21 protein-coding genes are annotated in these 26,684 nt (G+C 64.6%); 19 read left to right on the top strand and 2 right to left on the bottom strand.

What is annotated here, in order from left to right:
- The first annotated feature begins 17 nt into the window (after window positions 1-17).
- The 19 genes from D3242_RS04655 (at window position 18) to D3242_RS04745 (ending at window position 23,701) form a co-directional block, all read left to right on the top strand.
- On the top strand, window positions 18-1,472 hold the full coding sequence (locus D3242_RS04655; RefSeq protein ID WP_064983804.1) for a UDP-N-acetylmuramoyl-L-alanyl-D-glutamate--2,6-diaminopimelate ligase: 1,455 nt from the start codon (window positions 18-20) through the stop codon (window positions 1,470-1,472).
- Entirely contained in the window at window positions 1,469-2,902 is a 1,434-nt protein-coding gene (locus tag D3242_RS04660; RefSeq protein WP_038647729.1) for a UDP-N-acetylmuramoylalanyl-D-glutamyl-2,6-diaminopimelate--D-alanyl-D-alanine ligase, read from the top strand. Before D3242_RS04655 ends, D3242_RS04660 begins: the two co-directional genes overlap by 4 nt.
- A gap of 23 nt (window positions 2,903-2,925) precedes the next feature.
- The gene (gene mraY / locus D3242_RS04665) at window positions 2,926-4,008 is read left to right on the top strand and encodes a phospho-N-acetylmuramoyl-pentapeptide-transferase (protein WP_010910257.1); all 1,083 of its coding nucleotides are present in this window, start codon (window positions 2,926-2,928) and stop codon (window positions 4,006-4,008) included.
- 10 nt (window positions 4,009-4,018) lie between these two features.
- On the top strand, window positions 4,019-5,419 hold the full coding sequence (gene murD / locus D3242_RS04670; RefSeq protein ID WP_064983806.1) for a UDP-N-acetylmuramoyl-L-alanine--D-glutamate ligase: 1,401 nt from the start codon (window positions 4,019-4,021) through the stop codon (window positions 5,417-5,419).
- Window positions 5,419-6,570: a putative lipid II flippase FtsW gene (gene ftsW, locus D3242_RS04675; RefSeq protein ID WP_019859093.1), complete on the top strand. Its 1,152-nt coding sequence runs from the start codon at window positions 5,419-5,421 to the stop codon at window positions 6,568-6,570. The genes murD and ftsW overlap by 1 nt, the downstream gene beginning before the upstream one ends.
- A 1-nt stretch (window position 6,571) precedes the next feature.
- On the top strand, window positions 6,572-7,699 hold the full coding sequence (gene murG / locus D3242_RS04680) for an undecaprenyldiphospho-muramoylpentapeptide beta-N-acetylglucosaminyltransferase (protein WP_019859092.1): 1,128 nt from the start codon (window positions 6,572-6,574) through the stop codon (window positions 7,697-7,699).
- Window positions 7,696-9,096, top strand: a complete 1,401-nt coding sequence (murC, locus tag D3242_RS04685; protein ID WP_019859090.1) for a UDP-N-acetylmuramate--L-alanine ligase — start codon at window positions 7,696-7,698, stop codon at window positions 9,094-9,096. Before murG ends, murC begins: the two co-directional genes overlap by 4 nt.
- Window positions 9,093-10,058, top strand: coding sequence for a UDP-N-acetylmuramate dehydrogenase (gene murB, locus D3242_RS04690; protein ID WP_064983808.1), 966 nt, complete (start codon window positions 9,093-9,095; stop codon window positions 10,056-10,058). Before murC ends, murB begins: the two co-directional genes overlap by 4 nt.
- A 301-nt stretch (window positions 10,059-10,359) precedes the next feature.
- On the top strand, window positions 10,360-11,286 hold the full coding sequence (locus D3242_RS04695) for a D-alanine--D-alanine ligase (protein ID WP_064983809.1): 927 nt from the start codon (window positions 10,360-10,362) through the stop codon (window positions 11,284-11,286).
- Window positions 11,274-12,215 (top strand): cell division protein FtsQ/DivIB, encoded by a 942-nt coding sequence (locus D3242_RS04700; protein WP_064983811.1) that lies wholly within the window; start codon window positions 11,274-11,276, stop codon window positions 12,213-12,215. Before D3242_RS04695 ends, D3242_RS04700 begins: the two co-directional genes overlap by 13 nt.
- Complete coding sequence (gene ftsA, locus D3242_RS04705) at window positions 12,212-13,519, top strand: cell division protein FtsA (protein WP_010910249.1); 1,308 nt, start codon at window positions 12,212-12,214, stop codon at window positions 13,517-13,519. The genes D3242_RS04700 and ftsA overlap by 4 nt, the downstream gene beginning before the upstream one ends.
- A gap of 66 nt (window positions 13,520-13,585) precedes the next feature.
- Entirely contained in the window at window positions 13,586-15,265 is a 1,680-nt protein-coding gene (gene ftsZ, locus D3242_RS04710) for a cell division protein FtsZ (RefSeq protein ID WP_038647720.1), read from the top strand.
- Between the two features lie 279 nt (window positions 15,266-15,544).
- Window positions 15,545-16,495, top strand: coding sequence for a UDP-3-O-acyl-N-acetylglucosamine deacetylase (gene lpxC / locus D3242_RS04715; protein WP_064983813.1), 951 nt, complete (start codon window positions 15,545-15,547; stop codon window positions 16,493-16,495).
- Between the two features lie 264 nt (window positions 16,496-16,759).
- On the top strand, window positions 16,760-17,629 hold the full coding sequence (locus tag D3242_RS04720) for an outer membrane protein assembly factor BamD (RefSeq protein WP_064983815.1): 870 nt from the start codon (window positions 16,760-16,762) through the stop codon (window positions 17,627-17,629).
- Window positions 17,630-17,847: 218 nt separating this feature from the next.
- Window positions 17,848-19,521 (top strand): DNA repair protein RecN, encoded by a 1,674-nt coding sequence (recN, locus tag D3242_RS04725; RefSeq protein WP_064983817.1) that lies wholly within the window; start codon window positions 17,848-17,850, stop codon window positions 19,519-19,521.
- Window positions 19,522-19,672: 151 nt separating this feature from the next.
- Window positions 19,673-21,877 (top strand): NAD-dependent DNA ligase LigA, encoded by a 2,205-nt coding sequence (gene ligA / locus D3242_RS04730; protein WP_064983818.1) that lies wholly within the window; start codon window positions 19,673-19,675, stop codon window positions 21,875-21,877.
- On the top strand, window positions 21,874-22,563 hold the full coding sequence (locus D3242_RS04735; protein WP_064983820.1) for a DUF2461 domain-containing protein: 690 nt from the start codon (window positions 21,874-21,876) through the stop codon (window positions 22,561-22,563). Before ligA ends, D3242_RS04735 begins: the two co-directional genes overlap by 4 nt.
- A 116-nt stretch (window positions 22,564-22,679) precedes the next feature.
- The gene (locus D3242_RS04740; protein ID WP_064983822.1) at window positions 22,680-23,408 is read left to right on the top strand and encodes an AzlC family ABC transporter permease; all 729 of its coding nucleotides are present in this window, start codon (window positions 22,680-22,682) and stop codon (window positions 23,406-23,408) included.
- Window positions 23,405-23,701, top strand: a complete 297-nt coding sequence (locus tag D3242_RS04745; protein ID WP_019859076.1) for an AzlD family protein — start codon at window positions 23,405-23,407, stop codon at window positions 23,699-23,701. The genes D3242_RS04740 and D3242_RS04745 overlap by 4 nt, the downstream gene beginning before the upstream one ends.
- Window positions 23,702-23,749: 48 nt before the next feature.
- On the opposite strand, the gene D3242_RS04750 is transcribed toward D3242_RS04745, so the two are convergent.
- Together D3242_RS04750 and D3242_RS04755 are read right to left on the bottom strand one after the other, a co-directional pair.
- Entirely contained in the window at window positions 23,750-25,594 is a 1,845-nt protein-coding gene (locus tag D3242_RS04750; RefSeq protein ID WP_019859075.1) for an aminopeptidase P family protein, read from the bottom strand.
- 214 nt (window positions 25,595-25,808) lie between these two features.
- Complete coding sequence (locus tag D3242_RS04755; protein ID WP_019859073.1) at window positions 25,809-26,681, bottom strand: 50S ribosomal protein L11 methyltransferase; 873 nt, start codon at window positions 26,679-26,681, stop codon at window positions 25,809-25,811.
- Between the last annotated feature and the right edge of the window lie 3 nt (window positions 26,682-26,684).

Here is a 26,684-nt window from a genome sequence, read left to right on the forward strand (position 1 = left end):
GCGGTGAACGGAACTCGATGAAGCTCAGAGATCTAGCCGGTGTCCTGCCAGTCGAAGGAACAGCTTCCGCCGATCTGGAGGTTACCGGGATTTCGTCCGATTCCCGCCAGGTAAAACCGGGCGTCGTCTTTTTTGCGCTCGCCGGTACCAAGGCGGACGGCGCGGCTTACGCTGCCGACGCGGCCAGGCGCGGCGCCCTAGTGATCGTGTCAGGCATAGGCAGTTCCATCGCCGGACTGCCGGTTCCGGTGCTGGCGGTCGACGATCCGCGCCTGGCGCTGGCGCTGAGTGCTGCCCGCTATTTCGGCAAGCAGCCGCAGACCATGGTGGCGGTGACCGGCACCAGCGGCAAGACCTCGGTCGCCGCCTTCACCAGGCAGATCTGGGAGCAGGCGGGCTATGCCGCGGCTTCGATCGGCACCACCGGCGTGGTGGCGCCCGGCCGCAACGACTATGGCTCGCTGACCACGCCCGATCCGGTTGCCCTGCATCAGCTGCTGCGGGAATTGGCCGATGCCGGTGTCACCCACGCTTCGATGGAAGCCTCCAGCCATGGGCTCGACCAGCGCCGTCTCGACGGGGTGAAGCTCGCCGCCGGCGGCTTCACCAACCTTGGCCGCGACCATATGGACTACCATCCGACGGTCGAGGATTATCACCGCGCCAAACTGCGCCTGTTCGACACGCTGCTGCCGAAAGGCGCGCCCGCGGTCATCTTCGCCGACGATCCGTGGTCGGCGCCGACGATCCAGGCGGCCCAGGCTGCCGGGCTCAAGGTGCTGACGGTTGGCCGGCATGGCGATTTCCTCACGCTGAAGCGGGTCGAGCACGAACGCCATCGCCAGCGCGCCGAGGTCGAGGCCGAGGGCGTGCTTTACGAAATCGACCTGCCGCTGGCCGGCGATTTCCAGATTTCGAACGCGCTGGTTTCGGCAGGGCTCGCCATTTCCACGGGAACACCTGTCGCCAAGGCATTGGCCGCATTGGAAAAATTGAAGGGAGCGCCGGGTCGGCTTGACCTCGTTGGCACCACGGTCAGTGGTGCGCCGGTCTATGTCGACTACGCCCACAAGCCCGATGCGCTGGAAAACGTGCTGGCTTCGGTCCGCCCGTTTACCACAGGTCGCGTCATGGTCGTGTTCGGCTGCGGCGGTGACCGCGACCGGGGCAAGAGGCCGATCATGGGCGAAATCGCCACCCGGCTTGCCGATGTCGTCATCGTCACCGATGACAATCCGCGCTCCGAAGAGCCCGAAACGATCCGCGCCGCCATTCTGGCCGCCGCACCCGGCGCCATCGAGATCGGCGACCGGCGCAAGGCGATCCACGAGGCTGTCGCCATGCTTCATGCCGGCGACACGCTGATCGTGGCCGGCAAGGGGCACGAGGAAGGCCAGACGATCGGCTCCGAAACCCTGCATTTCTCCGACCACGAGGAAGTCCGCGCGGCGCTGCGGGAGCGTGCCGCATGAGTATGCTGTGGACCTCCGAGGCGCTGGTCGCCGCCATGGACGGGCGGCCGCTCGGGCCCATGCCCGAGGGCATATCGGGCATTTCGATCGACAGCCGCAGCCTGCAGCCGGGTGACGCCTTCTTCGCCATCAAGGGCGAGGCGATGGATGGTCACGACTTCGCCACTGCGGCCATCAAGGCCGGCGCCGGCGTGCTGGTGGTGGCGGAAGGCAAGCTGCCGTCGCTCGGCCGGCTGACGGCGCCGATTATCGTCGTCGAGGACGTGCTGGTTGCATTGGAAAAGCTTGGTGTCGCGGCGCGCGCCCGCTCCCAGGCCAAGATCATCGCGGTGACCGGGTCGGCCGGCAAGACCACCACCAAGGAAGCGCTGCGCCATGTGCTGTCGGCGGTCGGCAAGGTGCATGCCTCGGCGCAGTCCTTCAACAACCATTGGGGTGTGCCGCTGACGCTGGCGCGCATGCCCGATGATTGCGACTATGCCGTCTTCGAGATCGGCATGAACCATCCCGACGAGATCCGGCCGCTGGTGAAGATGGTGCGGCCGCATGTCGCCATCGTCACCATCATCGCGGCGGCGCATCTCGGCTTCTTCCGCAATCTCGACGAGATCGCCAAGGCCAAGGCCGAGATTTTCGAAGGGTTGGAGCCAGAGGGTGCGGCCGTCCTCAACCGCGACGATGCGCGCTTCAAGCTGCTCGACAAGATGGCGCATGCCGCCGGCGTCGAGCATGTCTACGGCTTCGGCGAGAATGCACGCTCGACCTTCAAACTCACCAGATGCGAATTGCATGCCGACCACTCCGACATCGCCGCCCGGATCGGCGGTCATGACATGATCGCCCGCATTGGCGCGCCCGGCCGGCACATGGTGCAGAACGTGCTGGCGGTGCTGGGCGCGGCGCAGCTGGTTGGCGCCGATCTCGACAAGGTGGCACTGGCACTGGCCGATCTTTCGGCTGAGCGCGGCCGCGGCAAGCGCCATGTGTTGCGCCACCCCGGTGGGCCGATCACGCTGATCGACGAGAGCTACAACGCCAATCCGGCTTCGATGGCGGCGGCGATGGCGCTGCTCAACGCGACGCCGGTGACGGGTGAGGGGCGCCGCATCGCCGTGCTCGGCGACATGCTGGAACTTGGCGAGCATTCGGCCAAGCTGCATGCCGCCCTTGCCGATCTCATCGTCGGCACCGGCACGCAGACCGTGTTCCTTGGCGGCCCCGAAATGCGGGCACTGGCGGAAGCGCTGCCTGAGGACATCAAGACGGAATACCGCGCCGGCGTCGAGGAATTGAAGCCGGTGCTGCTTGCCGCGCTGAAGCCGGGCGACGTGGTGATGATCAAATCGTCGAAGGGCATCGGTTTTGCAAAACTGGTCGATGCGCTGCTGGGCAAATACCCGGCTGAAACGACAACCAGCAAACTGACCTAGGTCAAGTCGGGGGACGAAAGCGCATGTTTACACTGCTGGTCGATTTCGCGGACAAGATCTCGGTCTTCAATGTCTTCCGTTACATCACGTTCCGCACCGGCGGAGCGCTGATCACCTCGGCGCTGATCGTCTTCATCTTCGGACCGACCATCATCAATTCGCTGCGGCTGCGCCAGGGCAAGGGCCAGCCGATCCGTGCCGACGGCCCGCAGACGCATTTCAAGAAGGCGGGCACGCCCACCATGGGCGGGCTGATGATCCTGTCCGGCATCATCGGCTCGTCGCTTCTGTGGGCGAACCTGTCGAGCATCTATGTCTGGGTCGTGCTGCTGGTGACGCTGGGCTTCGGCTCGATCGGTTTTTATGACGACTATCTGAAGGTGACCAAGCAGTCGCATCTCGGCTTCTCCGGCAAGGCACGGCTGGGGCTCGAATTCATCATCGCCGGCATCGCAGCCTGGGTGATCATGCATAACGGCCAGGCGCCATTCTCCTCGTCGCTGACATTTCCCTTCGCCAAGGAATTCATCATCAACCTCGGCTGGTTCTTCATCCCGTTTTCCTGCTTCGTCATTGTCGGTGCCGGCAATGCGGTCAATTTGACAGACGGCCTCGACGGACTGGCGATCGTGCCGATCATGATCGCGGCGGCATCCTTCGGCGTCATCGCCTATCTCTCGGGCAATGCGGTGTTCGCCGAATATCTGCAGATCCACTTTGTGCCCGGCACCGGTGAACTCGCGGTCGTGCTGGGCGCCGTCATTGGCGCCGGCCTCGGCTTCCTCTGGTTCAACGCGCCGCCGGCGGCGATCTTCATGGGCGACACCGGTTCGCTGGCCATGGGCGGCCTGATCGGCACGGTGGCGGTGGCCACCAAGCATGAGATCGTGCTCGTCATCGTCGGCGGATTGTTTGTCGTGGAAATCCTGTCGGTCATCATCCAGGTCGGCTACTTCAAGATGACCGGCAAGCGCGTGTTCCTGATGGCGCCGATCCACCATCATTTCGAAAAGCTCGGCTGGACCGAGAGCCAGGTGGTGATCCGCTTCTGGATCATCGCCGTCATCCTGGCGCTGGTCGGCCTCTCCACCCTGAAGCTCAGATAGGAAGCCTCCCTTGATCCCCGCTGCATCCTTCGCAGGCAAACAGGTTTCGCTCTTCGGCCTCGGCGGCTCGGGGATCCCGACCGCGCGGGCATTGATCGAGGGTGGGGCGCAGGTGCTTGCCTGGGACGACAATCCCGACAGCGTCGCCAAGGCAGCCGCCACCGGCATCGCGACTGCCGATCTGCGCGGCGCCGACTGGGCAAAATTCTCGGCTTTCGTGCTGTCGCCGGGCGTGCCGCTGACGCATCCCAAGCCGCATTGGACGGTGGAATTGGCGAAGGGCGCCGGCGTCGAGATCATCGGCGACATCGAGCTTTTCTGCCGCGAGCGGACGCTCAGCGTGCCAACGGCGCCTTTCATCGCCATCACCGGCACCAACGGCAAGTCGACCACCACCGCGCTGACGGCGCACATCCTCAAATCGGCGGGCCGCGATACCCAGATGGGCGGCAATATCGGCCGCGCGGTGATGACGCTCGACCCGCCGAAGCCCGACCGCCACTATGTCGTCGAGTGCTCGTCCTACCAGATCGACCTCGCGCCCTCGATCAATCCGACCGCCGGCATCCTGCTCAACCTGACGCCGGACCATCTCGACCGCCACGGCACCATGCAGCACTACGCCTCGATCAAGGAGCGGCTGGTGGCGGGCAGCGAGACGGCGATCATCGGCATCGACGATTCCTGGTGCGCGCAGATCGCCGAGCGGCTGGAGCGGGCCGGGCGGCAGGTCATCCGCATTTCCAAGCGGCTGCCGCTGACCGACGGCTATTTCGCCGACGGCACCAATCTGATGGAGGCCGTGCACGGCCGCTACAGCAAGGTCGCCTTCCTCGAAGGCATCGGTTCGTTGCGCGGCCAGCACAATGCGCAGAACGCGCTTGCCGCGGTCGCCGCTTGCCTGAAGGTCGGGCTCGACCTTGGCGAAATCCAGTCGGGGCTCGAAAGTTTTCCGGGTCTCGCGCACCGCATGGAGCAGGTCGGCCGCAAGGGCCATGTCCTGTTCGTCAACGATTCCAAGGCGACCAACGCCGATGCGGCCGCCCCCGCGCTGTCGAGCTTTCCGCGCATCTACTGGATCGCCGGCGGCCTGCCCAAGGAGGGCGGCATCGAGCCGCTGCGCGGCTTCTTCCCGCGCATCGCCAAGGCCTATCTGATCGGCGAGGCCGCACCTGCCTTTTCGGCGACGCTTGGCGAGGCGGTGCCCTACGAGATCTCGGGCACGCTGGCCAAGGCGGTCGAACACGCCGCGCATGATGCGGCCAAGGACGACAGCGGCGAGGTGGTGGTGCTGTTGTCACCGGCCTGCGCCAGTTTCGACCAGTTCAAGAATTTCGAAGTTCGCGGCGAAGCCTTCAGGCAAGCTGCGAGCGCTATAGATGGCGTCAAACCCATCGGAGGGGCACGATAATGCAGAGCCGTCTCGATAAAAGTCCTGTCGCAACCTGGTGGTGGACGATCGATCGCTGGTTCCTGGCCGCGTTCCTGTCGCTGATGGGGCTGGGCATCGTCTTGTCGTTCGCCGCCAGCCCAGCGGTGGCCGAGCGCATCGGCCTCGACAGTTTCCATTTCGCCACCAGGCAGATCATCTTCACCGTGCCGGCCCTCGGCGTGATGCTGGCGGTCTCCTTCCTCGATTCCCGGCAGATCCGGCGCATGTCGCTGATCATGCTGTGCCTGATGCTGGTGCTGATGGTGGCGGTGCTCTATATCGGCGTCGAGGTGAAGGGCGCACGGCGCTGGGTGTCGCTTGCAGGCCTGTCGATCCAGCCGTCCGAGTTCCTGAAGCCGGCCTTCGTCATCATGTGCGCCTGGCTGTTCGCCGAGCACAAGCGTCAGCCCGACATTCCCGGCAATTTGTTCGCCATGCTGCTCCTGGTGCTGGTCGTGTCGCTGCTGGTGGCGCAGCCGGACCTCGGCCAGACCATGCTGACGACCGGCACCTGGGGTATCATGTTCTTCATGGCCGGGCTGCCCTGGCTGTGGATCATCGTGCTGGGTGCTGCCGGCGTCGGCGGCGTCTTCGCCGCCTATACGGTGTTTCCGCACGTTGCCTTGCGCATAGACAAGTTCCTCACCGGCGAGGGCGACACGTTCCAGGTCGACATGGGACGCGATGCGCTGATCAATGGCGGCTGGTTCGGCGTCGGCCCGGGCGAGGGCACGGTCAAGCGGGTCATCCCCGACAGCCACGCCGACTTCGTCTTCTCGGTCGCTGGCGAGGAATTCGGGCTGATCATGTGCTTCTTCATCATGTCGATCTTCGCCTTCATCGTGCTGCGCGGCCTCAACACGGCGCTCAAGGAACATGACGATTTCACTCGCTATGCGGTCGGCGGTCTCGTCACCGTGTTCGGCCTGCAGGCCGTCATCAACATGTGCGTCAACCTGCAGCTGGTGCCCGCCAAGGGCATGACGCTGCCCTTCATCTCCTATGGTGGCTCCTCGCAGATCGCCATCGCCATTTCGATGGGCATGGTGCTGGCGCTGACCCGCAAGCGGCCGGAGAAGCGCAAGCAAATGGGGTTTGCGCTGCCGCAGCGCGCTTTACCGGCGGAGTGACATGGCGAGGGGTGTCATCCTTCTGGCGGCGGGCGGAACCGGCGGACATCTGTTCCCGGCCGAGGCGCTGGCGCATGAGCTGAAGGAGCGCGGCTGGACGGTGCATCTGGCGACCGACGACCGCGCCGAGCGGTTTGCCGGCCACTTCCCGGCCGCTGCCGTCCATCCGATCCAGTCGGCGACGATGGGCTCGAAAAATCCCATCGCCGTGCTTGGCGCGTTCTGGAAAATCTGGCGCGGCGTGCGCCAGGCCTCCGCCATTATCGGCCGGATCAAGCCGGATGCGGTGGTCGGCTTTGGTGGCTATCCGACCCTGCCGCCGCTCTACGCGGCTACGCGGCGCAAGGTGCCGACGCTGATCCACGAGCAGAACGCGGTGATGGGGCGCGCCAACCGGGCGCTGGCCGGCCGTGTCGATGCCATCGCCGGCGGCTTCCTGCCGCAGGATACGAGTGCCACCGGCGAAAAGACGGTGACGACGGGCAATCCCGTCCGGCCGGCGGTGTTGGAGGCGGCCAAGACGCCTTATGCGGCATCGACGGGGGAAGAGCCTTTCCGCCTGCTGGTGTTCGGCGGCAGCCAGGGCGCGCAGTTCTTTTCCGATGCCATGCCGGGAGCCATCGCGCTGCTTTCGGATGCACAGCGCAAACGTCTGGTGATCACGCAGCAGGCCCGCGCGGATGACGTAGCGCGGGTGAAGACGGCCTATGCCGCGCTTGGCGTCACCGTCGAGGTCTCGCCCTTCTTCACCGACATGGCGGCGCGCATGGCCGCTGCCCATCTGGTGATTTCGCGCTCCGGCGCCTCGACCGTCTCGGAGATCGCCGTCATCGGCCGGCCGGCGCTGCTTGTGCCCTATCCCTATGCGCTCGACCACGATCAGGCGGCGAACGCGGCAGCCCTTGCCGCTGCCGGCGGCGGCGAGGTGCACCCGCAATCGACGCTGTCGCCCGAGCGCATCGCGGCCCTTGTTGGCGGGCTGATGGACAATCCCGAGCAGCTGGCGGCGATGGCCGCGGGCGCGAAATCGGCCGGCAGGCCGGACGCGGCACGGTTGCTCGCCGATCTCACAGAGGCTATTGCGTCCCAAAAAACCGTTTCGGATTTCAGGAAAGGGACGCAAGCATGAAGATGCCGCAGACCATCGGCCTTGTGCATTTCATCGGCATTGGCGGCATCGGCATGAGCGGCATTGCCGAGGTGCTTCACAATCTCGGCTACAAGGTGCAAGGGTCCGACCAGGCCGACAGCGCCAATGTGCAGCGGCTGCGCGACAAGGGCATCGAATGCTTCGTCGGCCACAAGGCCGAGAATCTTGGCGATGCCGAGGTGGTGGTCGTCTCGACGGCGATCAAGAAGACCAATCCGGAGCTGAAGGCCGCGCGCGAAAAGCTGCTGCCGATCGTGCGCCGCGCCGAGATGCTGGCCGAACTGATGCGCTTCCGTCAGGCGGTGGCGATCGGCGGCACGCATGGCAAGACGACGACGACCTCGATGGTGGCGACCTTGCTCGAAGCCGGCGGGCTCGATCCGACCGTCATCAATGGCGGCATCATCAATGCCTATGGCACCAATGCCCGCATGGGCGACGGCGAGTGGATGGTGGTCGAGGCCGACGAGAGCGACGGCACCTTCCTCAAGCTGCCGGCCGACATTGCCGTCGTCACCAACATCGATCCCGAGCATCTCGACCACTACGGCAGCTTCGACAAGGTGCGCGAGGCGTTCCGCCAGTTCGTCGAGAATGTGCCGTTCTACGGCTTCGGCGTGATGTGCACCGACCATCCGGAAGTGCAGGCGCTGGTCGGCCGCATCGAGGACCGCCGGGTCATCACCTATGGCGAGAACGCGCAAGCCGATGTGCGCTTCACCAACCACCGCATGGCGGGGGCCACCTCCGAGTTCGACGTGGTGATCCGCGACCGCAAGACCGGCAGCCAGAGCACGATTTCAGGCCTGCGCCTGCCGATGCCCGGCCGCCACAATGTCTCTAACGCCACCGCGGCCATCGCCGTCGCGCATGAGCTCGGCCTGTCCGGCGAGGCGATCAAGAAGGGCCTGTCGTCCTTCGCCGGCGTCAAGCGCCGCTTCACCCATACCGGGTCCTGGAACGGCGTCGATGTCTTCGACGATTACGGTCACCATCCGGTCGAGATATCGGCGGTGCTGAAGGCGGCGCGCAGCGCCACCAACGGCCGCGTCATCGCCATTGCCCAGCCGCACCGCTTCACCCGGCTGCACGATCTGTTCAACGAGTTCTCCGCCTGCTTCAACGACGCCGACACGGTGATGGTGGCGCCGGTCTATGCTGCCGGCGAAGACCCGATCGACGGCGTCAGCTCGGACGAGCTGGTGTCGCGCATCCGCGCCGGCGGTCATCGCGATGCGCGCTACATAGAGGGTCCGGCAGCGATCGCGCCCATCATTCGCGACCTGGCCAAGCCCGGCGACTTCGTCGTCTTCCTCGGCGCCGGCAACATCACCCAATGGGCCTATGCTCTGCCAAAGGAGCTTGCCGCCTCATGATGCACGGCCAGGCCCTGATCGACAGACTTGGCGACCGGCTTGCCGGCCTGCGCGGCCGTCTCACGCCGAATGCCGAGATGGACAAGATCACCTGGTTCCGCGCCGGTGGCCTGGCCGAGGTGCTGTTCCAGCCGGCCGACGAAGAAGACCTTGCCGCGTTCCTGCGTGCGGTTCCCGAAGAAATACCTCTTACCGTCGTTGGTGTCGGCTCGAACCTTCTGGTCAGGGACGGCGGCATTCCGGGTTTTGTCATCCGGCTCTCGGCCAAGGGCTTTGGCGAGGCCGAGATCGTTTCGCCGATCAGGATTAAGGCGGGTGCCGCCACGCCCGACAAGCGTGTCGCGGCCCTGGCGCTGGAAGCCGGCATTGGCGGCTTCCATTTCTATCACGGCATTCCAGGCGCCATCGGTGGGGCGCTGAGGATGAACGCCGGCGCCAACGGCGTCGAGACGCGCGAGCGCGTGGTCGAGGTGCGCGCGCTCGACCGTAAGGGCAATGTCCAGACACTGAGCAATGCCGAGATGGGCTATGCCTATCGCCATTCGGCGGCTCCTTCCGGGCTGATCTTTACCTCGGCCGTGTTCGAAGGCTTTGCAGAGGACAAGGCCACGATCAAGGCGGCGATGGACGCGGTGCAGAACCACCGCGAGACGGTGCAGCCGATCCGCGAGAAGACCGGCGGCTCGACCTTCAAGAATCCGGAAGGAACGTCGGCCTGGAAGGAGATCGACAAGGCGGGCTGCCGTGGCCTGATGATCGGCGGCGCGCAGATGTCGCCCATGCACTGCAATTTCATGATCAACACCGGCACGGCGACCGGCTACGACCTCGAATATCTCGGCGAGACGGTGCGCGCCCGCGTGCTCGAGCACTCTGGCCTCCGGCTGCAGTGGGAGATCAAGCGCATCGGCAATTTCCGGCCCGGACATGCCGTGCAGGAGTTTCTGGGTCAGCTTCTCTGACCCGTGTTGAAGTTCATGTGATGCATGAACTTCAACACGCTCGCAAAGCGCGTGAAACCGTTGCTGTAATGACTCAGCGACACGGTTTTCGTAGCCATTTTCTCAGAAAGTGAATCTCTCGGAATCATAAGCACTTGCCAGTGAATCAACTCTCTGATTCTCTGCTGGAAAGCGTTTCCTGATTTGAGTCGTTCGACGCGTTACCCGCGTTTTCCGTCTGGGGGGCAACCTGCCGGGAGACTCGGACTCAATGTTGCGGAAATCTTGGTTTTTGGTCCGCCGTGAGAGGGGATGACGGGGAATGAAAAGCAAGCATGTGGCCGTCCTGCTGGGAGGTTTTTCGTCCGAGCGGCCCGTGTCCCTGTCCTCCGGAAAGGCCTGTGCCGATGCGCTGGAGAATGAGGGTTATCAGGTCACCCGCGTCGATGTCGGACGCGATGTCGGCTCGGTGCTTGCGGAACTCAAGCCTGATGTTGCCTTCAATGCGCTGCACGGCCCGTTCGGCGAGGACGGCACCATCCAGGGCATCCTCGAATATCTCGCCATCCCCTACACCCATTCCGGCGTGCTCGCCTCGGCGCTCGCCATGAACAAGGAGCAAGCGAAGAAGATCGTCAAATCGGTCGGCGTTCCCGTCGCCGAATCGAAGGTCGCCAATCGCTTCGCCATCCAGAACAAGCATCCGATGAAGCCGCCCTATGTGATCAAGCCGGTCAATGAAGGATCGAGCTTTGGCGTCGTCATCGTGTCGGAGGGGCAGTCGCATCCGCCGCAGGTCGTCGGCTCGTCCGAATGGAAATATGGCGATACCGTCATGGTCGAGCGCTACATCCACGGGCGCGAGCTGACCTGCGCCGTCATGGGTGATGTGGCGCTTGGCGTCTGCGAGATCATCCCGACCGGCCATTCCTTCTATGATTACGATTCAAAATATGTCGCGGGCGGATCAAAACACGAATGCCCCGCAAAAGTTTCACCGAATATTTACCAAAAAATACAGACACTGGCGCTCAAGGCTCACCAAGCTGTCGGCTGTCGGGGCGTTTCCCGGTCGGACTTCCGTTATGACGATCGTCACTCCGAAAATGGCGAAGTTGTATGGCTCGAGGTCAACACTCAGCCGGGCATGACGCCGACGTCTCTGGTGCCTGAAATCGCGGCCCATGCCGGGCATTCGTTTGGTGAGTTGTTGAGTTGGATGGTGGAGGACGCTTCGTGTCAGCGTTGAAATGGGGACAGTGCAAGGGGAAGGGCGCGGCTGGGCCGTCGCTGTTCGGCTTGTCGTTGTCATCGGGCCATTTCGTCCTGCCGCGCGTGCTTCGCCGCCCGGTGCGCATCCTGGCGCGCCTGGGCGGTGGCGAATTCGAGGTGCCGCGCTTCTCCGCGGCGATGATGTCGGCGGTGCTGCTCGCTTCGAGCGGCGCCTATGGCGCCTATCTCGGCGGCCATGCCGATGGCATCATCCAGAGCATCACCGCCCGCACGGGCTTTGCCGTCGATCAGGTCAAGGTGGTCGGCAACCGCCAGACCTCCGAGATCGACATTCTCGACAGGCTCGAGCTCGACGGCTGGACCTCGCTGATCGGCTTCGACGCCGAGGCCGCGCGCGAGCGCATCTCCGGCCTGCCGTGGATCGAGGTGGCGGCGGTGCGCAAGGTCTATCCGCATACGCTGGAAGTGCGCGTCGAGGAGCGTGAGGCTTTCGCGCTCTGGCAGCAGGGCAATGATCTCTCGGTCATCGAGAGGGATGGCGCGGTCATTGCGCCGTTCTCCGGCGGCAAGCAGGTGCTGCTGCCGTTGCTGATCGGCGAGGGCGCGCCGGCCAAGGCGCCCGACTTCCTGGCCAAGGTCGAAAAATACCCCGACCTCGCGAGCCGCGTAAAAGGCTATATCCGCGTTGGCGATCGCCGCTGGGACCTGAAGCTCGACAACGGCATCACCGTCAAGCTGCCCGAGGACGGGGAAAACCAGGCGCTCGCCGAACTGGTCAAGATGGATAAGGACAAGGGGCTCTTGTCGCGCGACATCGCTGCGGTCGACATGCGCCTGACAGACCGGCTGGTCGTGGAGCTGACGCCCGAAGCGGCGACGCAGCGCGAGGCCGCGCTCAACGAGAAGCCGAAGACCTTCAAGCGCAAGTCGGAGACGAAGATATGAGCTGGCTTGGCGGTTCAGGCGATGCCTCGTCGCGCCGATCCGGCACTCTGACAGTGCTGGATGTCGGCTCGAACAAGGTCTGCTGCATGGTGGCCAAGCTCAAGCCGAACGATGACGGCAAGCTGTTGCGCGGCCGCTCGCACCGGATCCAGGTGATCGGCATCGGTCATCAGAAGTCGCAAGGCGTGAAGTCGGGCGTGGTCGTTGATCTCGACCGGGCCGAGCATGCCATCCGCCTGTCCGTCGACGCCGCCGAGCGCATGGCGGGGCTGACGGTCGATTCGCTCATCGTCAACATGACCGCCGGCCGGCTGAAGAGCGAAGCCTTCTCGGCGACCATCAACCTTGGCGGCCACGAGGCCGACGAGGCCGACATCAAGCGCGTGCTCGGCGCCGGCGCTAAGCAGGCGCTCAAGGCCGAGCGCGAGGTGATCCATTCGCTGCCCGTCGGCTTCTCGCTCGATGCCGAGCGCGGCGTGCGCGATCCGCGCGGCATGGTCGGCGACGCGCTTGGCGTCGACATGCATGTGCTGACGGGTGACGCGGCGCCGATGCGCAACCTCGAACTCTCCATCAACCGCTCGCATCTGTCGGTCGAGCGCATGGTGGCGACGCCCTATGCCAGCGGGCTGGCGGCTCTGGTCGACGACGAGCTGGAACTGGGTGCGGCCTGCATCGACATGGGCGGCGGCACGACGACGATCTCGGTGTTTTCGGAAGGCAAGTTCGTCCATGGCGACGCCATCGCCATCGGCGGCAATCACGTCACGCTCGACATGGCCAAAGGGCTTTCGACCTCGCTCGATGCCGCCGAAAGGCTGAAGGTCATGCATGGTTCGGCGCTGCCGGGCAGCGCAGATGACCGCGACCTGGTCTCGATCCAGCCGATCGGCGACGATGGCGATGTGCCGCTGCAGATTCCGCGTTCGGTGATGACGCGCATCGTGCGCGCCCGCATCGACGAGACACTCGAACTGCTGCGCGATCGGCTGAACAAGTCCGGCTACGGCAACGCGGTCGGCAAGCGCGTCGTGCTCACCGGCGGCGCCAGCCAGCTGGCCGGCCTGCCGGAAGCGGCGCGCCGCATCCTGGGGCGCAATGTGCGCATCGGCCGTCCGCTCGGCGTGGCGGGCCTGCCCGAAGCAGCGAAGGGACCGGCCTTCTCGGCCGCCGTCGGGCTTCTGATCTATCCGCAGATGGCGAGTTTCGAGAGCCATCCTGCAAAAGGCATTTCCGGTCTCAGGATGACCGGAACGGGTGGAAAACTGCATCGCATGAGTCAGTGGTTGAGAGACAGTTTCTAATTGACGGGGACAGCCCCATAGGCGGCCGCGGCGGCGAAGCGGCGTGAAAGGCAAAGGACGGAGACAATGACCATCAATCTGCAGAAGCCGGACATCACCGAGCTTAAGCCGCGCATCACCGTGTTCGGTGTCGGCGGCGGCGGCGGCAATGCCGTGAACAACATGATCACCGCGGGCTTGCGCGGTGTCGAGTTCGTCGTGGCCAACACCGACGCGCAGGCGCTGACCATGTCGAAGGCCGACCGGCTGATCCAGCTCGGCGCGCATGTCACCGAAGGCCTCGGCGCCGGCTCGCAGCCGGAAGTCGGCCGCGCGGCGGCGGAAGAGTGCATCGACGAGATCATCGACCACCTTTCCAACACCCATATGTGCTTCGTCACCGCCGGCATGGGCGGCGGCACCGGCACCGGTGCTGCTCCGGTCGTTGCCCGCGCCGCGCGCGAGAAGGGCATCCTCACCGTCGGCGTCGTCACCAAGCCGTTCCACTTCGAAGGCCAGCGCCGCATGAAGACGGCCGATTTGGGCATCGAGGAACTGCAGAAATGCGTCGACACCCTCATCGTCATCCCCAACCAGAACCTGTTCCGGCTGGCCAATGACAAGACCACCTTCGCCGACGCCTTCGCCATGGCCGACCAGGTGCTCTATTCCGGTGTCGCCTGCATCACCGACCTGATGGTCAAGGAAGGCCTGATCAACCTCGACTTCGCCGACGTGCGTTCGGTGATGCGCGAGATGGGCAAGGCGATGATGGGCACCGGCGAAGCTTCGGGCGAGGGCCGCGCGATGGCCGCCGCCGAGGCTGCGATCGCCAACCCGCTGCTTGACGAGACCTCTATGAAGGGCGCCAAGGGCCTGCTGATCTCGATCACCGGCGGCCGCGACCTGACGCTGTTCGAAGTCGACGAAGCTGCGACCCGTATCCGCGAGGAAGTCGACCAGGACGCCAACATCATCCTCGGCGCTACTTTCGACGAGGAACTCGAAGGCGTCATCCGCGTCTCGGTGGTCGCCACCGGCATCGACAAGTCGGCGGCTGAAATCGCCGCGGCGCCGATCTCGATCCGTACGGCACCGCAGAAGCCGGCCGCCCGTCCGGCCGTGGCTGCCGTGGAGAGCCGCCCGGCGCCGGTCCAGCAGCCTGTCTATGAGCCGCGCGCCGCGGACCCGGTCGCCGAGGCCATCCAGCTCGCCGAGTCGAACGCTGCCGCCATGGCGCAGGCCCGCCCGGCTCCTGTCGCCCATGCGGACGATTTCCGCCCGCAGAGCAAGATCTTCCAGGCGCCGCCGCAGCAGCCAATGCCGCAGCCGGTTGTCCAGCAGATGCAGCCGGCCCCGCAGCCGCGCGAAATGCTGCGCGAGGTCCAGCAGCCGGTGGCGATGGCACCGCAGCGCATGCCGCGCGTCGAGGACTTTCCGCCGGTGGTGAAGGCCGAGGTCGACGCCAAGAGCCGCCCGGTGGACCACGAGAACAACAGCGGCCCGATGGGTCTGTTGAAGCGCCTGACCAACGGCCTGACCCGCCGCGAGGAGGAACCCGCAAGGCTGCAGCCCGCGCAACCGCGCGAGCCGAAGCTGCGCCAGGCAGCGCCTGAAGTGCGCCGTCTCGCCAGCCAGGACGCCCAGCTTTATGCGCCGCGCCGCGGCCAGCTGGACGACCAGGGCCGCCTGACGCCGCAGACCAGGGCGACTCAGGACGACGATCAGCTGGAGATTCCGGCGTTCCTGCGCCGCCAGGCCAACTGAGCGGTTAACGGACCGTAACAATTGTTAACAGGCAAGCAAGGAATTGCTTGCCTGTTAACGTTTTAAGTGCTGTAGAATCAAATAGTTACGATGTGGAGCCTACTCTGGTTCGCGGTTACAGAGGGTAAGAAACCGTGATTTGGAGTCTCCTTGGCGGGACATTATCTTCGCTGCCTACCATAGTCGGTCTGCCGGGATTTCGGGGAAGTGGCCCTGCCTGCCGATTTAACAAGAGCCGCGCCCTCGGGCTGGAGAAGCGGACTTAGGCATATCGGGCTTATGGGGATTGTCTTGCACGACTACCAGACGACAGTGAAGACGCGCGCGTCGCTTACGGGCACCGGCGTTCACAGTGGCAAAGAAGTTTCCATCAGTTTCCTGCCGGCGGATGCCGACACCGGCATCGTGTTCCAGCTCATCAATAGCGACGGGCAGGGCCGCGAGTTCCGCGCCCTGTTTTCCGAGATCGGCGCCACCGATTTGTGCACCATGCTTGGCGATCCCTCGGGCGAGCATATCGCCACGGTCGAGCACATCATGGCCGCGTTGTTCGGGCTCGGCATCGACAATGTCCTCATCGAGATCGACGGCCACGAGGTTCCCATCCTCGACGGCAGCGCCATGGCCTTCGTGGAAGCCATCGACCAGGCGGGCATCGAGACGCTCCCGGTCAAGCGGCGCTATATCAGGGTCGTCAAGCCGGTTCGCATCGAAAACGGTGCTTCCTGGGCGGAGTTCAGGCCCTATGACGGCACCCGCTTCGAGGTCGAGATCGATTTCGAAAGCCCGGCCATCGGTCGTCAGCTCTTTGCGTCGGACATCAATGCCGACATTTTCCGCCGCGACGTTGCGCGCGCCCGAACCTTCGGCTTCATGAAGGATGTCGAGCGGTTGTGGGCAGCCGGCTATGCGCTGGGATCTTCGCTCGAGAACTCGCTGGTGATCGGTGACGACAACCGCGTCATCAATATGGGCGGCCTGCGTTATCCCAACGAATTCGTGCGCCACAAGACGCTCGACGCCATGGGCGACCTGGCTCTGGCCGGCGCCCGCTTCATCGGCTGTTTCCGCTCCTATCGCGGCGGTCACAGGCTGAACGCTGCGGCGCTGCGGCGCCTGCTGTCGGACCGCACGGCCTTCGAGATCGTCGAGACGACACGCCGCGAGCGGGGCCGCGCGGCGGAGATGAGCGCCGTCAATGCGCCGCTCTACGCGCCCTGGATGATCTAAGCTCCGCACCGTTTTCGCACCCTGTGGCGGAATGCCGGGTGTTGCAGGAATGCATCATCGGTCGGCGAAAATATAGGGATGCGCCGGCGCCGTCGCGCCGCCACAAAAATGCGCCATTGCCCGGAGATAGCGTTGCCGGGCAAGGCGGTTATGGTTTATGGCTGCTGCCGTCGATTAGTGCATGTCGCTCAAAAGTGGGGACCAGTTTTGGGACAACAGCATGCAAGAGGCATTAAAGTAACGCCGAAAGGGCGCAATCCAATCATGTTCTTCAAGCGAGTCGGTCAATCGAAAGCGCCAAGGCGGTCTGTTCTCCTGGCGCTTTCGCTGGTTGTTCCATCGCTCTTTCTGTCGGCCTGCATGTCGTCGGAGAAAGACATCGACCTGTCGAAATATGTCGACCAGACCGAGCCGGCCGACGTTCTCTACAACCAGGGTCTTGCCAATTTGAATGCTGGCCGCCTGGACGAGGCGAGCAAGAAGTTCGACGCCGTCGACCGCCAGCATCCCTATTCGGAATGGGCCCGCAAATCGATGGTGATGGGCGCTTTCACCGACTACCGAAAGGGCAGCTACGACGAGGCGATCTCGTCGGCCAAGCGCTATCTGGCGCTTTATCCGTCTACCGATGACGCGCCCTATGCACAGTACATCATCGGCCTGAGCTACTATCGCCAGATCAAGGATGTGACGCAGGATCAGAAGGAAGCGCGCCAGACGCTGCAGACGATGCAGGATCTGGTCACGCGCTGGCCGACGTCGGAATATGTCGACGACGCCAAGGAGAAGATCCGCTTCGCCAACGACCAGCTCGCCGGCAAGGAAATGCAGATCGGCCGCTATTATCTGGAGCGCCGCGAATACATCGCCGCCGTCAAACGCTTCCGCACCGTGGTGGAGAACTATTCCAACACCCGCCACGTCGAGGAAGCGTTGGCCCGCCTCACCGAAAGCTACTACGCGATGGGGCTGACCTCGGAGGCCCAGACGGCCGCAGCGGTGCTCGGCACCAACTATCCCGACAGCCCGTGGTACAAGGACTCCTACAAGCTCCTGCAGAGCAATGGGCTTTCGCCGCGCGAGAATGCCGGATCGTGGATTTCCAAGGCCGGCAAGCTGATCACCGGCGCCTGATCTGTCAGGCGCAAGCGTGCGCAGCGCGCTTTTCGGATTGATCCGATGCTGAAACAAAAAGATAGTGCGGCGCTGCGACTCCGATTGGTCGCGTGCCGCTCCACGGCGGTTCAGTGGTTTGATTGAAGCGCTGAGCCGTCCCAACTTTTTGTTCTACGCAATTCCCATGGGAAAAACGCTCCGCACTTTTCCTGGAATTGCCTGAGGTCCGGGTTCTGATGCTTTCCAGACTATCGATCCGCGATATCGTCCTGATCGAGAAGCTGGATATCGACTTCCAGCCGGGCCTTTCCGTGCTGACCGGAGAAACCGGCGCCGGCAAATCCATCCTGCTCGATGCCCTGTCGCTGGCGCTCGGCGCGCGCGGTGACGCTTCTCTGGTGCGCCATGGCGCGGCACAAGGCCAGGTCATTGCCGTGTTCGATGTGCCGCGCAACCATCCGGTGCGGGCGCTGCTCGTCGAAAACGCCATCGAGGACGATGGCGACATCATCCTGCGCCGCGTGCAGACGGCGGACGGCCGCACCCGCGTTTTCGTCAACGACCAGCCATCCAGCGTAACCCTGATGCGCGATGTCGGGCGCGCTTTGGTCGAGATCCACGGCCAGCACGACGAGCGCGCCTTGGTCGATCCCGGCGCCCACCGCGACGTGCTCGACGCGTTCGGAGGCCATCTCGGCGCGGTTCGCTCGACCGGCGAGGCCTGGCGCCACTGGCGTGCCGGCGAACAGGAGCTTACGCGCCACCGCGCCAAGGTGGCGGCGGCGGCGCGCGAGGCCGATTACCTGCGCGCCGCGGTGGCGGAACTGACCAAGCTCGATCCGCAGCCCGGCGAGGAAACGGAACTTGCCGAATTGCGCGCCCATATGATGCGCGCCGAAAAGATCGCTTCCGAAATCCATGACGCCCAGGATGTACTGTCCGGCCCGTCTTCGCCCTTGCCGCAGCTCGCCAGTCTGCTGAGACGGTTGCAGCGTAAGGCGACGGAGGCGCCCGGCCTGCTCGAGGATGTGGTCAAGTCGCTGGACGAAGCCATGCTGTCGCTCGACGCCGCGCAATCCGGCGTCGAGGCGGCACTTCGCGCCACGGAGTATGACCCGCAGCGGTTGGAGAAGGCGGAAGAGCGGCTGTTTTCGCTGCGCGCGGCCTCACGCAAGCATAGTGTCGCCGTCGACGATCTGGCGCAATTGCGCGACACGATGGTCGCCGATCTGGCCGATCTCGACGCCGGCGAGGAACGCCTGCATGGGTTGGAAAAGCAGGCCTCCGCGGCGCGCGAGGCCTATGACATCGCCGCAGCACAGCTTTCCGGGCTTCGCCATGCGGCGGCCGTCGGCCTGACCAAGGCGGTGATGGCTGAATTGCCGGCGCTGAAGCTCGAACGCGCCGCCTTCATCGTCGAGATGAAGAGCGAGGCCGAGACCCGCATGGAAGAAGGCATCGACCAGATCGAGTTCTGGGTGCGCACCAATCCCGGCACGCGGCCCGGGCCGATGATGAAGGTGGCGTCCGGCGGCGAGCTGTCGCGCTTCCTTTTGGCGCTGAAGGTGGCGCTGGCCGACCGTGGCTCGGCGCCGACGCTTGTCTTCGACGAAATCGACACCGGCGTGGGTGGCGCCGTTGCGGACGCCATCGGCCAAAGGCTGGCGCGTCTGTCGAAGCGCGTGCAGGTGCTGTCGGTCACCCATGCGCCGCAAGTGGCGGCGCGCGCGGCGACGCATTTCCTGATCTCAAAATCGGGCAGCACCGACCGTGTCGCGACCGGCATTGCCGAGATGGACAGGCCGGCGCGGCAGGAAGAGATCGCCCGCATGCTGGCCGGCGCCACGATCACCGACGAGGCACGCGCCGCCGCCGAAAGGCTGCTGCGCGAGAACACAAACGCGGCATAAGGCCATCCAGCGTCATTGACGGGGCAGGATATGGCAGCGAGTCAGGATATGGCTCCATCCTGCTGTTCAGGAATGATCTTTTCCGAAAACCGGTTCCCACTTTTCGGGATCATGCTCTATTGTGGCACGCCACCGTTCGGGGAAGAAAAGCATGGCTGAAAAACCTGTCGATTCGCTCAGCGAAAGCGAGGCTGAAGCCGAACTCCAGCGGCTGGCCGAGGAGATCGCCGGGCACGACCGGCGCTACCACGCCGAGGACGCGCCCACGATCACCGACGCCGAATATGATGCGTTGCGGCGGCGCAACCTTGCCATCGAGGAGCGTTTTCCCGACCTGGTGCGTGAGGATTCGCCGTCACGCAGGGTCGGCGCGCCGCCGGCGGAGGGCTTTGCCAAGGTGCGCCATGCCGTGCCGATGCTCAGCCTCGCCAAGGCCTACACAGATGAGGATGTCACTGATTTCATCGAGCGCGGCCGGCGCTTCTTCGACCGCGACAAGGACCTCGATATCGCCTTCACCGCCGAACCGAAGATCGACGGGCTGTCGGCGTCGTTGCGCTATGAGAATGGCGTGTTCGTGCAGGGCGCGACGCGCGGCGACGGAACCGTGGGTGAGGACATCACCGCCAATCTCAGGACCATCGCCGATATTCCCGCGAAGCTGAAAGGCTCGGGCTGGCCTGATGTCATCGAGATACGCGGTGAGGTCTACATGACCTATGCGGAATTCGAGGCGCTGAAGGCGCGCTCGGCCGCGGCCGGCGGCCAGGATTACGTCAATCCGCGCAACACGGCTGCCGGATCGCTGCGCCAGAAGGATGCCTCTGTCACCGCCAGCCGCAATCTCAAGTTTTTCGCCTATGCCTGGGGCTTCACGACCGCGGATCCGGCGCCGACCCAGTATGAATCGGTGCAAAAATTCGCCGACTGGGGGTTCAAGATCAGCCCTTTGATGGTGCGGGCGAAGTCGGTCGAGGAACTGGTCGCGCATTACCATCTGATCGAGGAGCAGCGCTCCTCGCTCGGCTATGACATTGATGGTGTCGTCTACAAGGTCGACCAGCTGGAGCTGCAGCGCCGCTGGGGTTTCGTCACCGGCGAGCCGCGCTGGGCGGTTGCCCACAAGTTCCCGGCCGAGCAGGCGATGACGACCGTGCAGAGGATCGACATCCAGGTCGGCCGCACCGGCACGCTGGCGCCGGTCGCAAGGCTTGCGCCCGTCACCGTTGGCGGCGTCGTGGTCGAAAACGTCACGCTGCACAATGAGGATTACATCAAGGGTTTCGACAGCAACGGCCTGCCGATCCGCGACGGCATCGACGTGCGCATCGGCGACACGGTGGTGATCCAGCGGGCGGGCGACGTCATTCCGCAGATCGTCAGCGTCGTCATCGACAAGCGCCCGGCCGATACCGTGCCTTACGAATTCCCGCATACCTGTCCAGTCTGCGGCTCGCCGGCGACGCGCGAGATCAACGAGAAGACCGGCAAGGAAGATTCCCGCCGGCGCTGCACCGGCGAACTGATCTGCGCCGCGCAAGCCGTGGAAAGATTACGCCATTTCGTCTCGCGCGGAGCGCTCGATATAGAGGGGCTGGGCGCCGAAAACATCGACACCTTCTTCAATGCCGGGCTGATCAAGACCGCCGCCGATATTTTTACGCTCAGGGACCGCCGTCCCGCGGTCACCAAGGCACTGGCCGAGCGGCGCGAGGAGCAGGCCAGGCAGCGCGAGGCGGCGTCCGGCAAGACGCGCAAGAATGTGCGCAGCGTCGAGGACCGCAACTATGAGGGCCTCGACAAGCTGTTCGCGGCCATCGATTCGCGCCGCGAACCGGAACTCGATCGCTTCATCTTCGCGCTCGGCATCCGCCATATCGGCGAGACGACGGCGGCCGTACTCGCCAAGACCTTTTCCACCATCGAGGAACTGATCCGCGTCGGCAAGGAAACGGCGGCAGCGGAGGACCCGCACACCGTATTCCCATCGGTCAACGGCATCGGTGACACGGTGATCGATGCGCTGCGCGATTTCTTCGGCAATGAACGCAATGACGACGTGCTCGACAAGCTGCTCGAACAGGTCAGGCCCAAGCCCTATATCGTCACCGTCTCGGCCGACAGCGAGGTCGCGGGCAAGACCATCGTGTTCACCGGCACGCTGGAGAAGATGACCCGCTCGGAAGCCAAGGCGATGGCCGAGCGGCTCGGCGCCAAGGTTGCCGGTTCGGTTTCGGCCAAGACCGATCTGCTGGTCGCCGGACCCGGCGCCGGCTCCAAGCTCAAGCTTGCCAGCGAACTCGGCGTCGAGGTCATCGACGAGGACACCTGGCTGCAACGGGTCGGCAAGGCGTGACCGCGTTCAACGGCTTCGGCCCAAAGGCCATCCCATTCCTGAAGGCGCTGGATTTCCACCAGAGCCGGGAGTGGTTTCTGGAGAATCGCGACCTGTTCGAACAGGAATTGCGCGATCCCCTTGGCGATCTGGTCGACACGCTGACACAGCGCTTCGCAGAGGCAGGGCTCGGTTTGCGCGGCGATCGCAAGAAGTCGCTGTTCCGCATCAATCGCGACGTGCGCTTCGCCAAGGACAAGCGGCCGTACAACCGGCATGTCTCGGCGATTCTGTCGCCTGACGGCAGCAAGGCCGTGCAGGGCGTGTTCTACATTCATATCGGGCTTGAGGGCTGCTTTGCCGGCGTCGCCTGGTGGCAGCCGGAGGCCGCGTTGCTGCTGGCGATGCGGCGCGCCATCGAGACGTGGCCGGACAGGTTTCGCGCCATGGTGAAGGCGTTGAAGAAGAACGGCCTCGAGCTTAGCGCGGAAGACGCCATGAAACGCACGCCGCGGGGCTTCGAGCACGTCACGGATGAGGATCTTGTCGCTGCGATCCGCAATCGGCATTTTGCCGTCCGCCACGTCATCGATCCGGCAGGCATCCACGGGCCGGATCTGGTCGAGGAACTCGTCGATTTTACCATGCGCGCCAAGCCGCTGCTCGACTGGGGCAGGGCGATCGAGGGCAAAATCGCGAAGGACTAAGTTCCATCTCGACCCAAGGCGACGATCATTTCCGCTGATCGTTTGGCTCAAGCGAATTCGTGTGACAAGGCGGGCTGCACTACCTACATCGGCGGTTTCGACCCTGGGAGCGATCGATGGCGACGGACGTGATTTCCGAGAGCGGCGGCAAAAGCGACTTCTGGCAAGGCGTGCGACTCTCCATGCCTGTCGTCGTGGCGTCGGCGCCGTTCGCGGTGCTGTTCGGAGCGCTTGCCGTCGACAATGGTTTTTCGGTCCTCGAAGCCTTTTTGATGAGCGCGCTGGTCTATGGCGGCGCCAGCCAGATGGTCGGCATCCAGCTGTTCGGCCAGCATGTCGCGCCGTGGCTGATCGTGCTGTCGATCTTCGCCGTCAATTTCCGCCATGTGCTCTACTCCGCCGGCATCGGCCGGCGCATCGCGCACTGGCCTGTCATCCAACAGGCGCTCGGCTATTTCATCCTCACCGATCCGCAGTTCGCCGTGGCCGAGGCGAGGGCGGCGTCCGGCCAGACGGTCGGCTTTGCCTGGTATCTGGGGCTTGGCCTGCCGGTCTATCTGTTCTGGGTGATCGAAAGCGCGCTGGGTGCCGTGTTTGGCAAGCTCATCCCCGACACGCATGTGCTGGGCATCGATTTCCTGCTGCCGATCTATTTCCTCGGCCTGGTGATGGGCTTCCGCAAGCGGCCGCTGTGGCTGCCGGTGGTTATCGCCAGTGCGTGCGCCTCGATCATCGCCTACAAGACGGTCGGCTCGCCCTGGCACGTCTCGATCGGCGCCATTGCCGGCGTGCTGCTCGCCGTCATCCTGCCACCGCACCATAGCGGCGTGGAGACAAGGCCATGAGCACGACTTTCTGGATCATCATCGCCGGCGCGGTCGCCACCTATCTCACGCGAATCGGCGGGCATCTGGTCATCTCCCGCTTCGACAACATCCATCCACGCGTCGAGGCCGGCCTCAACGCCGTGCCGGCGGCGGTGCTGACGACGCTGGTGGCGCCGGAGCTGCTGAATGCCGGACCGGCCGAATGGGCGGCATTGGTCGTCACCGCCGTGGTCTCGCTGCGCGGCGGCCTGATGGCGATGTTTCTGGCGGGCGCGGCAGTGTTGATCGTGGCTCGGCAGTTCGTGGGATAGAATTCTGCGAGTGCCATCGATTTAAATCGCTGACTTACCAAGCTAGATTCAAATCTTCGCATCATGCGGCAGCGGTGCCGTCGCCTTCTCAAGCCAGGCCAGCGTCTCGCCGTCGAGCATCGGTCCGATCTCGGCCAGCACGCGGGCATGGTAGGCGTCTAGCCAATGCAGCTCCTCGCGCGTCAGCAGCTCTGACCGCACCAGCCTGATGTCGATCGGCGCCAGCGTCAGCGTCTCGAAGCCGTGCATGGCGATGTCGCCGCCCTCGATCTGTTCGGCCGGCGTCACGAGGATCAGGTTTTCGATGCGGATGCCGTAAGCGCCTTCCTTGTAATAGCCGGGTTCGTTGGACAGCATCATGCCTTCGAGCAGCTTTTCGGTGCCGGTGCGGGCAATGCGCTGCGGGCCTTCATGCACGGCGAGGTACGAGCCGACGCCATGGCCGGTGCCGTGGGCGAAATCGCAACCATGCTTCCACAGCGCCATGCGGGCAATGGCGTCGATCTCCGAGCCGCGCGTGCCGGCGGGGAAGCGCAGCGTGGAAATACCGATCATGCCTTTCAGCACCAGCGTGTAGCGTTCGCGCATTTCCTCGGTCGGCTGGCCGATCGGCACGGTGCGGGTGATGTCGGTGGTGCCGTCCTGATATTGCGCGCCGGAATCGAGCAGGAACAACTCGCCCGCCTGCAGCTTGCGGCTGGTGGCGCGCGACACGCGGTAGTGCATGATGGCGCCGTTCGGGCCAGCGCCGGAAATGGTGTCGAAGGACACGTCGCGCAGCGGCATCTGCGTTTCCTCGCCGGTCTGCCTGCGGCTCTCCTCCAGCCTGGTGACGACCGCGATCTCGTCGAGCGAGCCGGGTTTTTGCCGCTCCAGCCAGCACAGAAGCTTGGCCACCGCCGCGCCGTCACGACGGTGCGCGGCGCGCGAGCCGTTGATCTCGGCCTGGTTCTTGGTGGCACGCGGAATGCGGGCCGGATCGGGCGCGGCAACCACCGTGCCGCCATTGTCCTCGACCAGTATGCGCAGCCGGTCGGCCGCCAGGACCGGGTCGAGTGCGATCTTGGCGCCGCCCTTGGCAAGCGCCGCGATCGCCGCTTCGAATTCGCCGGGCTCGTGCGGATCGGCGAGCTGGGTGAGATAGGCCGCGACCTGGCGCGAGAATTTGCGGCTGTCCATGAACAGCTGGTGCGACCCATCCGCTGCGAGGATGGCGAAGCCGAGCGCCAGCGGCGTGTGCGGCACGTCGCCGCCTCGGATGTTGAAGGCCCAGGCGATGGAGGAGGGGTCGGTCAGCACCGCATGGGTGGCGCCGTCCTTGCCGATCGCTGTCGCCAGCCGCGCCAGCTTGTCCTTGGCGAGTTCGCCGGCAAAGCCGATCGGGTGCAGCTCGACCGGCGTCACCGGCGCCGCCGGCTGGTCCTTCCAGATGATGTCTATCGGGTTTTTCTCGAGCGGCACCAGCACCGCGCCGGTCTTGTCGGCCGAGGTCTGCAGCGCCTTGACCTCGCTGATCGTGTGCAGCCATGGATCGAAGCCCAGCCGCGCGCCCTTGCCTATATTGTCCTTGAGCCAGACGGCGGGCGGGTTGTCGACCAGGCTTTCGACCGAAAAAATGTCGAGATCGACCTCGCTGCGCACCTGCAGCGTATAGCGCCCGTCGACGAAGATGAAGGCGCGGTCGCGCAGCACGATGGCGACGCCGGCCGAGCCGCTGAAGCCGGTCAGCCATTTCAGCCGTGCCGAACGATCGGCGACATATTCGCCCTGATGTTCGTCGGCGCGCGGGACGATAAAACCGTCTAGGCCATTGGCGGCAAGCCATTGGCGCAGCAGCGCCACGCGCGGCTTGCCAACCGAAGGCTCGCCCGCGGAATCGAAGGTCTGGAACATGATGGGCCTCCTGATGTCGGCGTGACCGTAGCCTATGGGTCCGGAAATCGGAATCGATTTCCAGTTGGCGCAACCTGCTACAGCGCCGGCTGGCTGACAACCAGATGGGGCTGGTCCAGCCGCGGCACGATCAGCTTTCCGGCGAAATCCATGCCACGGCGCATCAAGTTCTAGGTGTTAGGACTGTCGAGGATCGGCAGTTGCCTTGCCGGTCTCAGCGCTTGAGGTGGATCGTCACCCAGCCTTCGCGGTGCAAGGTGCGCACGTGCCGGAAATTCTGGCCGACATAGGCCGAGATGACGGCGTCGCGCTGGCGCTCGAGAATGCCTGACAGGACGATCGAGCCGCCAAGTGCGATGTGCCCGGCCATTTGCGGCGCCAGCCGCATCAGCGGCCGCGCCAATATGTTGGCGACGATCAGATCGAAGGGGGTACGCTTGCCGAAGATCGGATGGTGGAAGCCCGGTGCGGTGACCGTTTCGATGAGCGCCTTGACGTGATTGAGCCGCGCATTGGCGGCGGCGACCCTCACCGCCACCGGGTCGATGTCGGTGGCGAGCACCGGAATATGCGCCAGCTTGGCGACGGCGATCGCCAGCACGGCACTGCCGGTGCCGAGGTCGAGCGCATTGCGCGGGTGCTCGCGCCGCACCACTTTCTCCAGCATTTCCAGGCAGCCTGATGTGGTGCCGTGATGGCCGGTGCCGAAGGCAAGGCCGGCCTCGATCTCGATGGCGAGTTCGCCGCTGTGGCGCTTCCTGCGGTCATGCGCGCCGTGGACGAAGAAACGGCCGGCGCGCACCGGCTTCAGGCCCTCTAGTGAGCGCGCCACCCAGTCGATGTCGGGCAGCACTTCGCGCTCGACCGGCTTCGACAGAGCAAGCCCGGCGAGAATGTCCTTCACCCGCGCTTCAATCGCATCGACGTCGCCATCGGCATAGAGCGAAACTTCGTGGATGTCCTGGTCTTCGTCGACCTCGAGCACGGCGATCGGCAGGCCCTCATCCTCGAAAGCCAGTTCGAGCGCCGCGAAGATGCGCTCAGCCTCGATCTTGCCGGTGGTGAAATGCAGCCGCGTCTGGGTCATATG

Source organism: Mesorhizobium jarvisii (genome assembly GCF_003601985.1).
GTDB lineage: Bacteria > Pseudomonadota > Alphaproteobacteria > Rhizobiales > Rhizobiaceae > Mesorhizobium > Mesorhizobium jarvisii.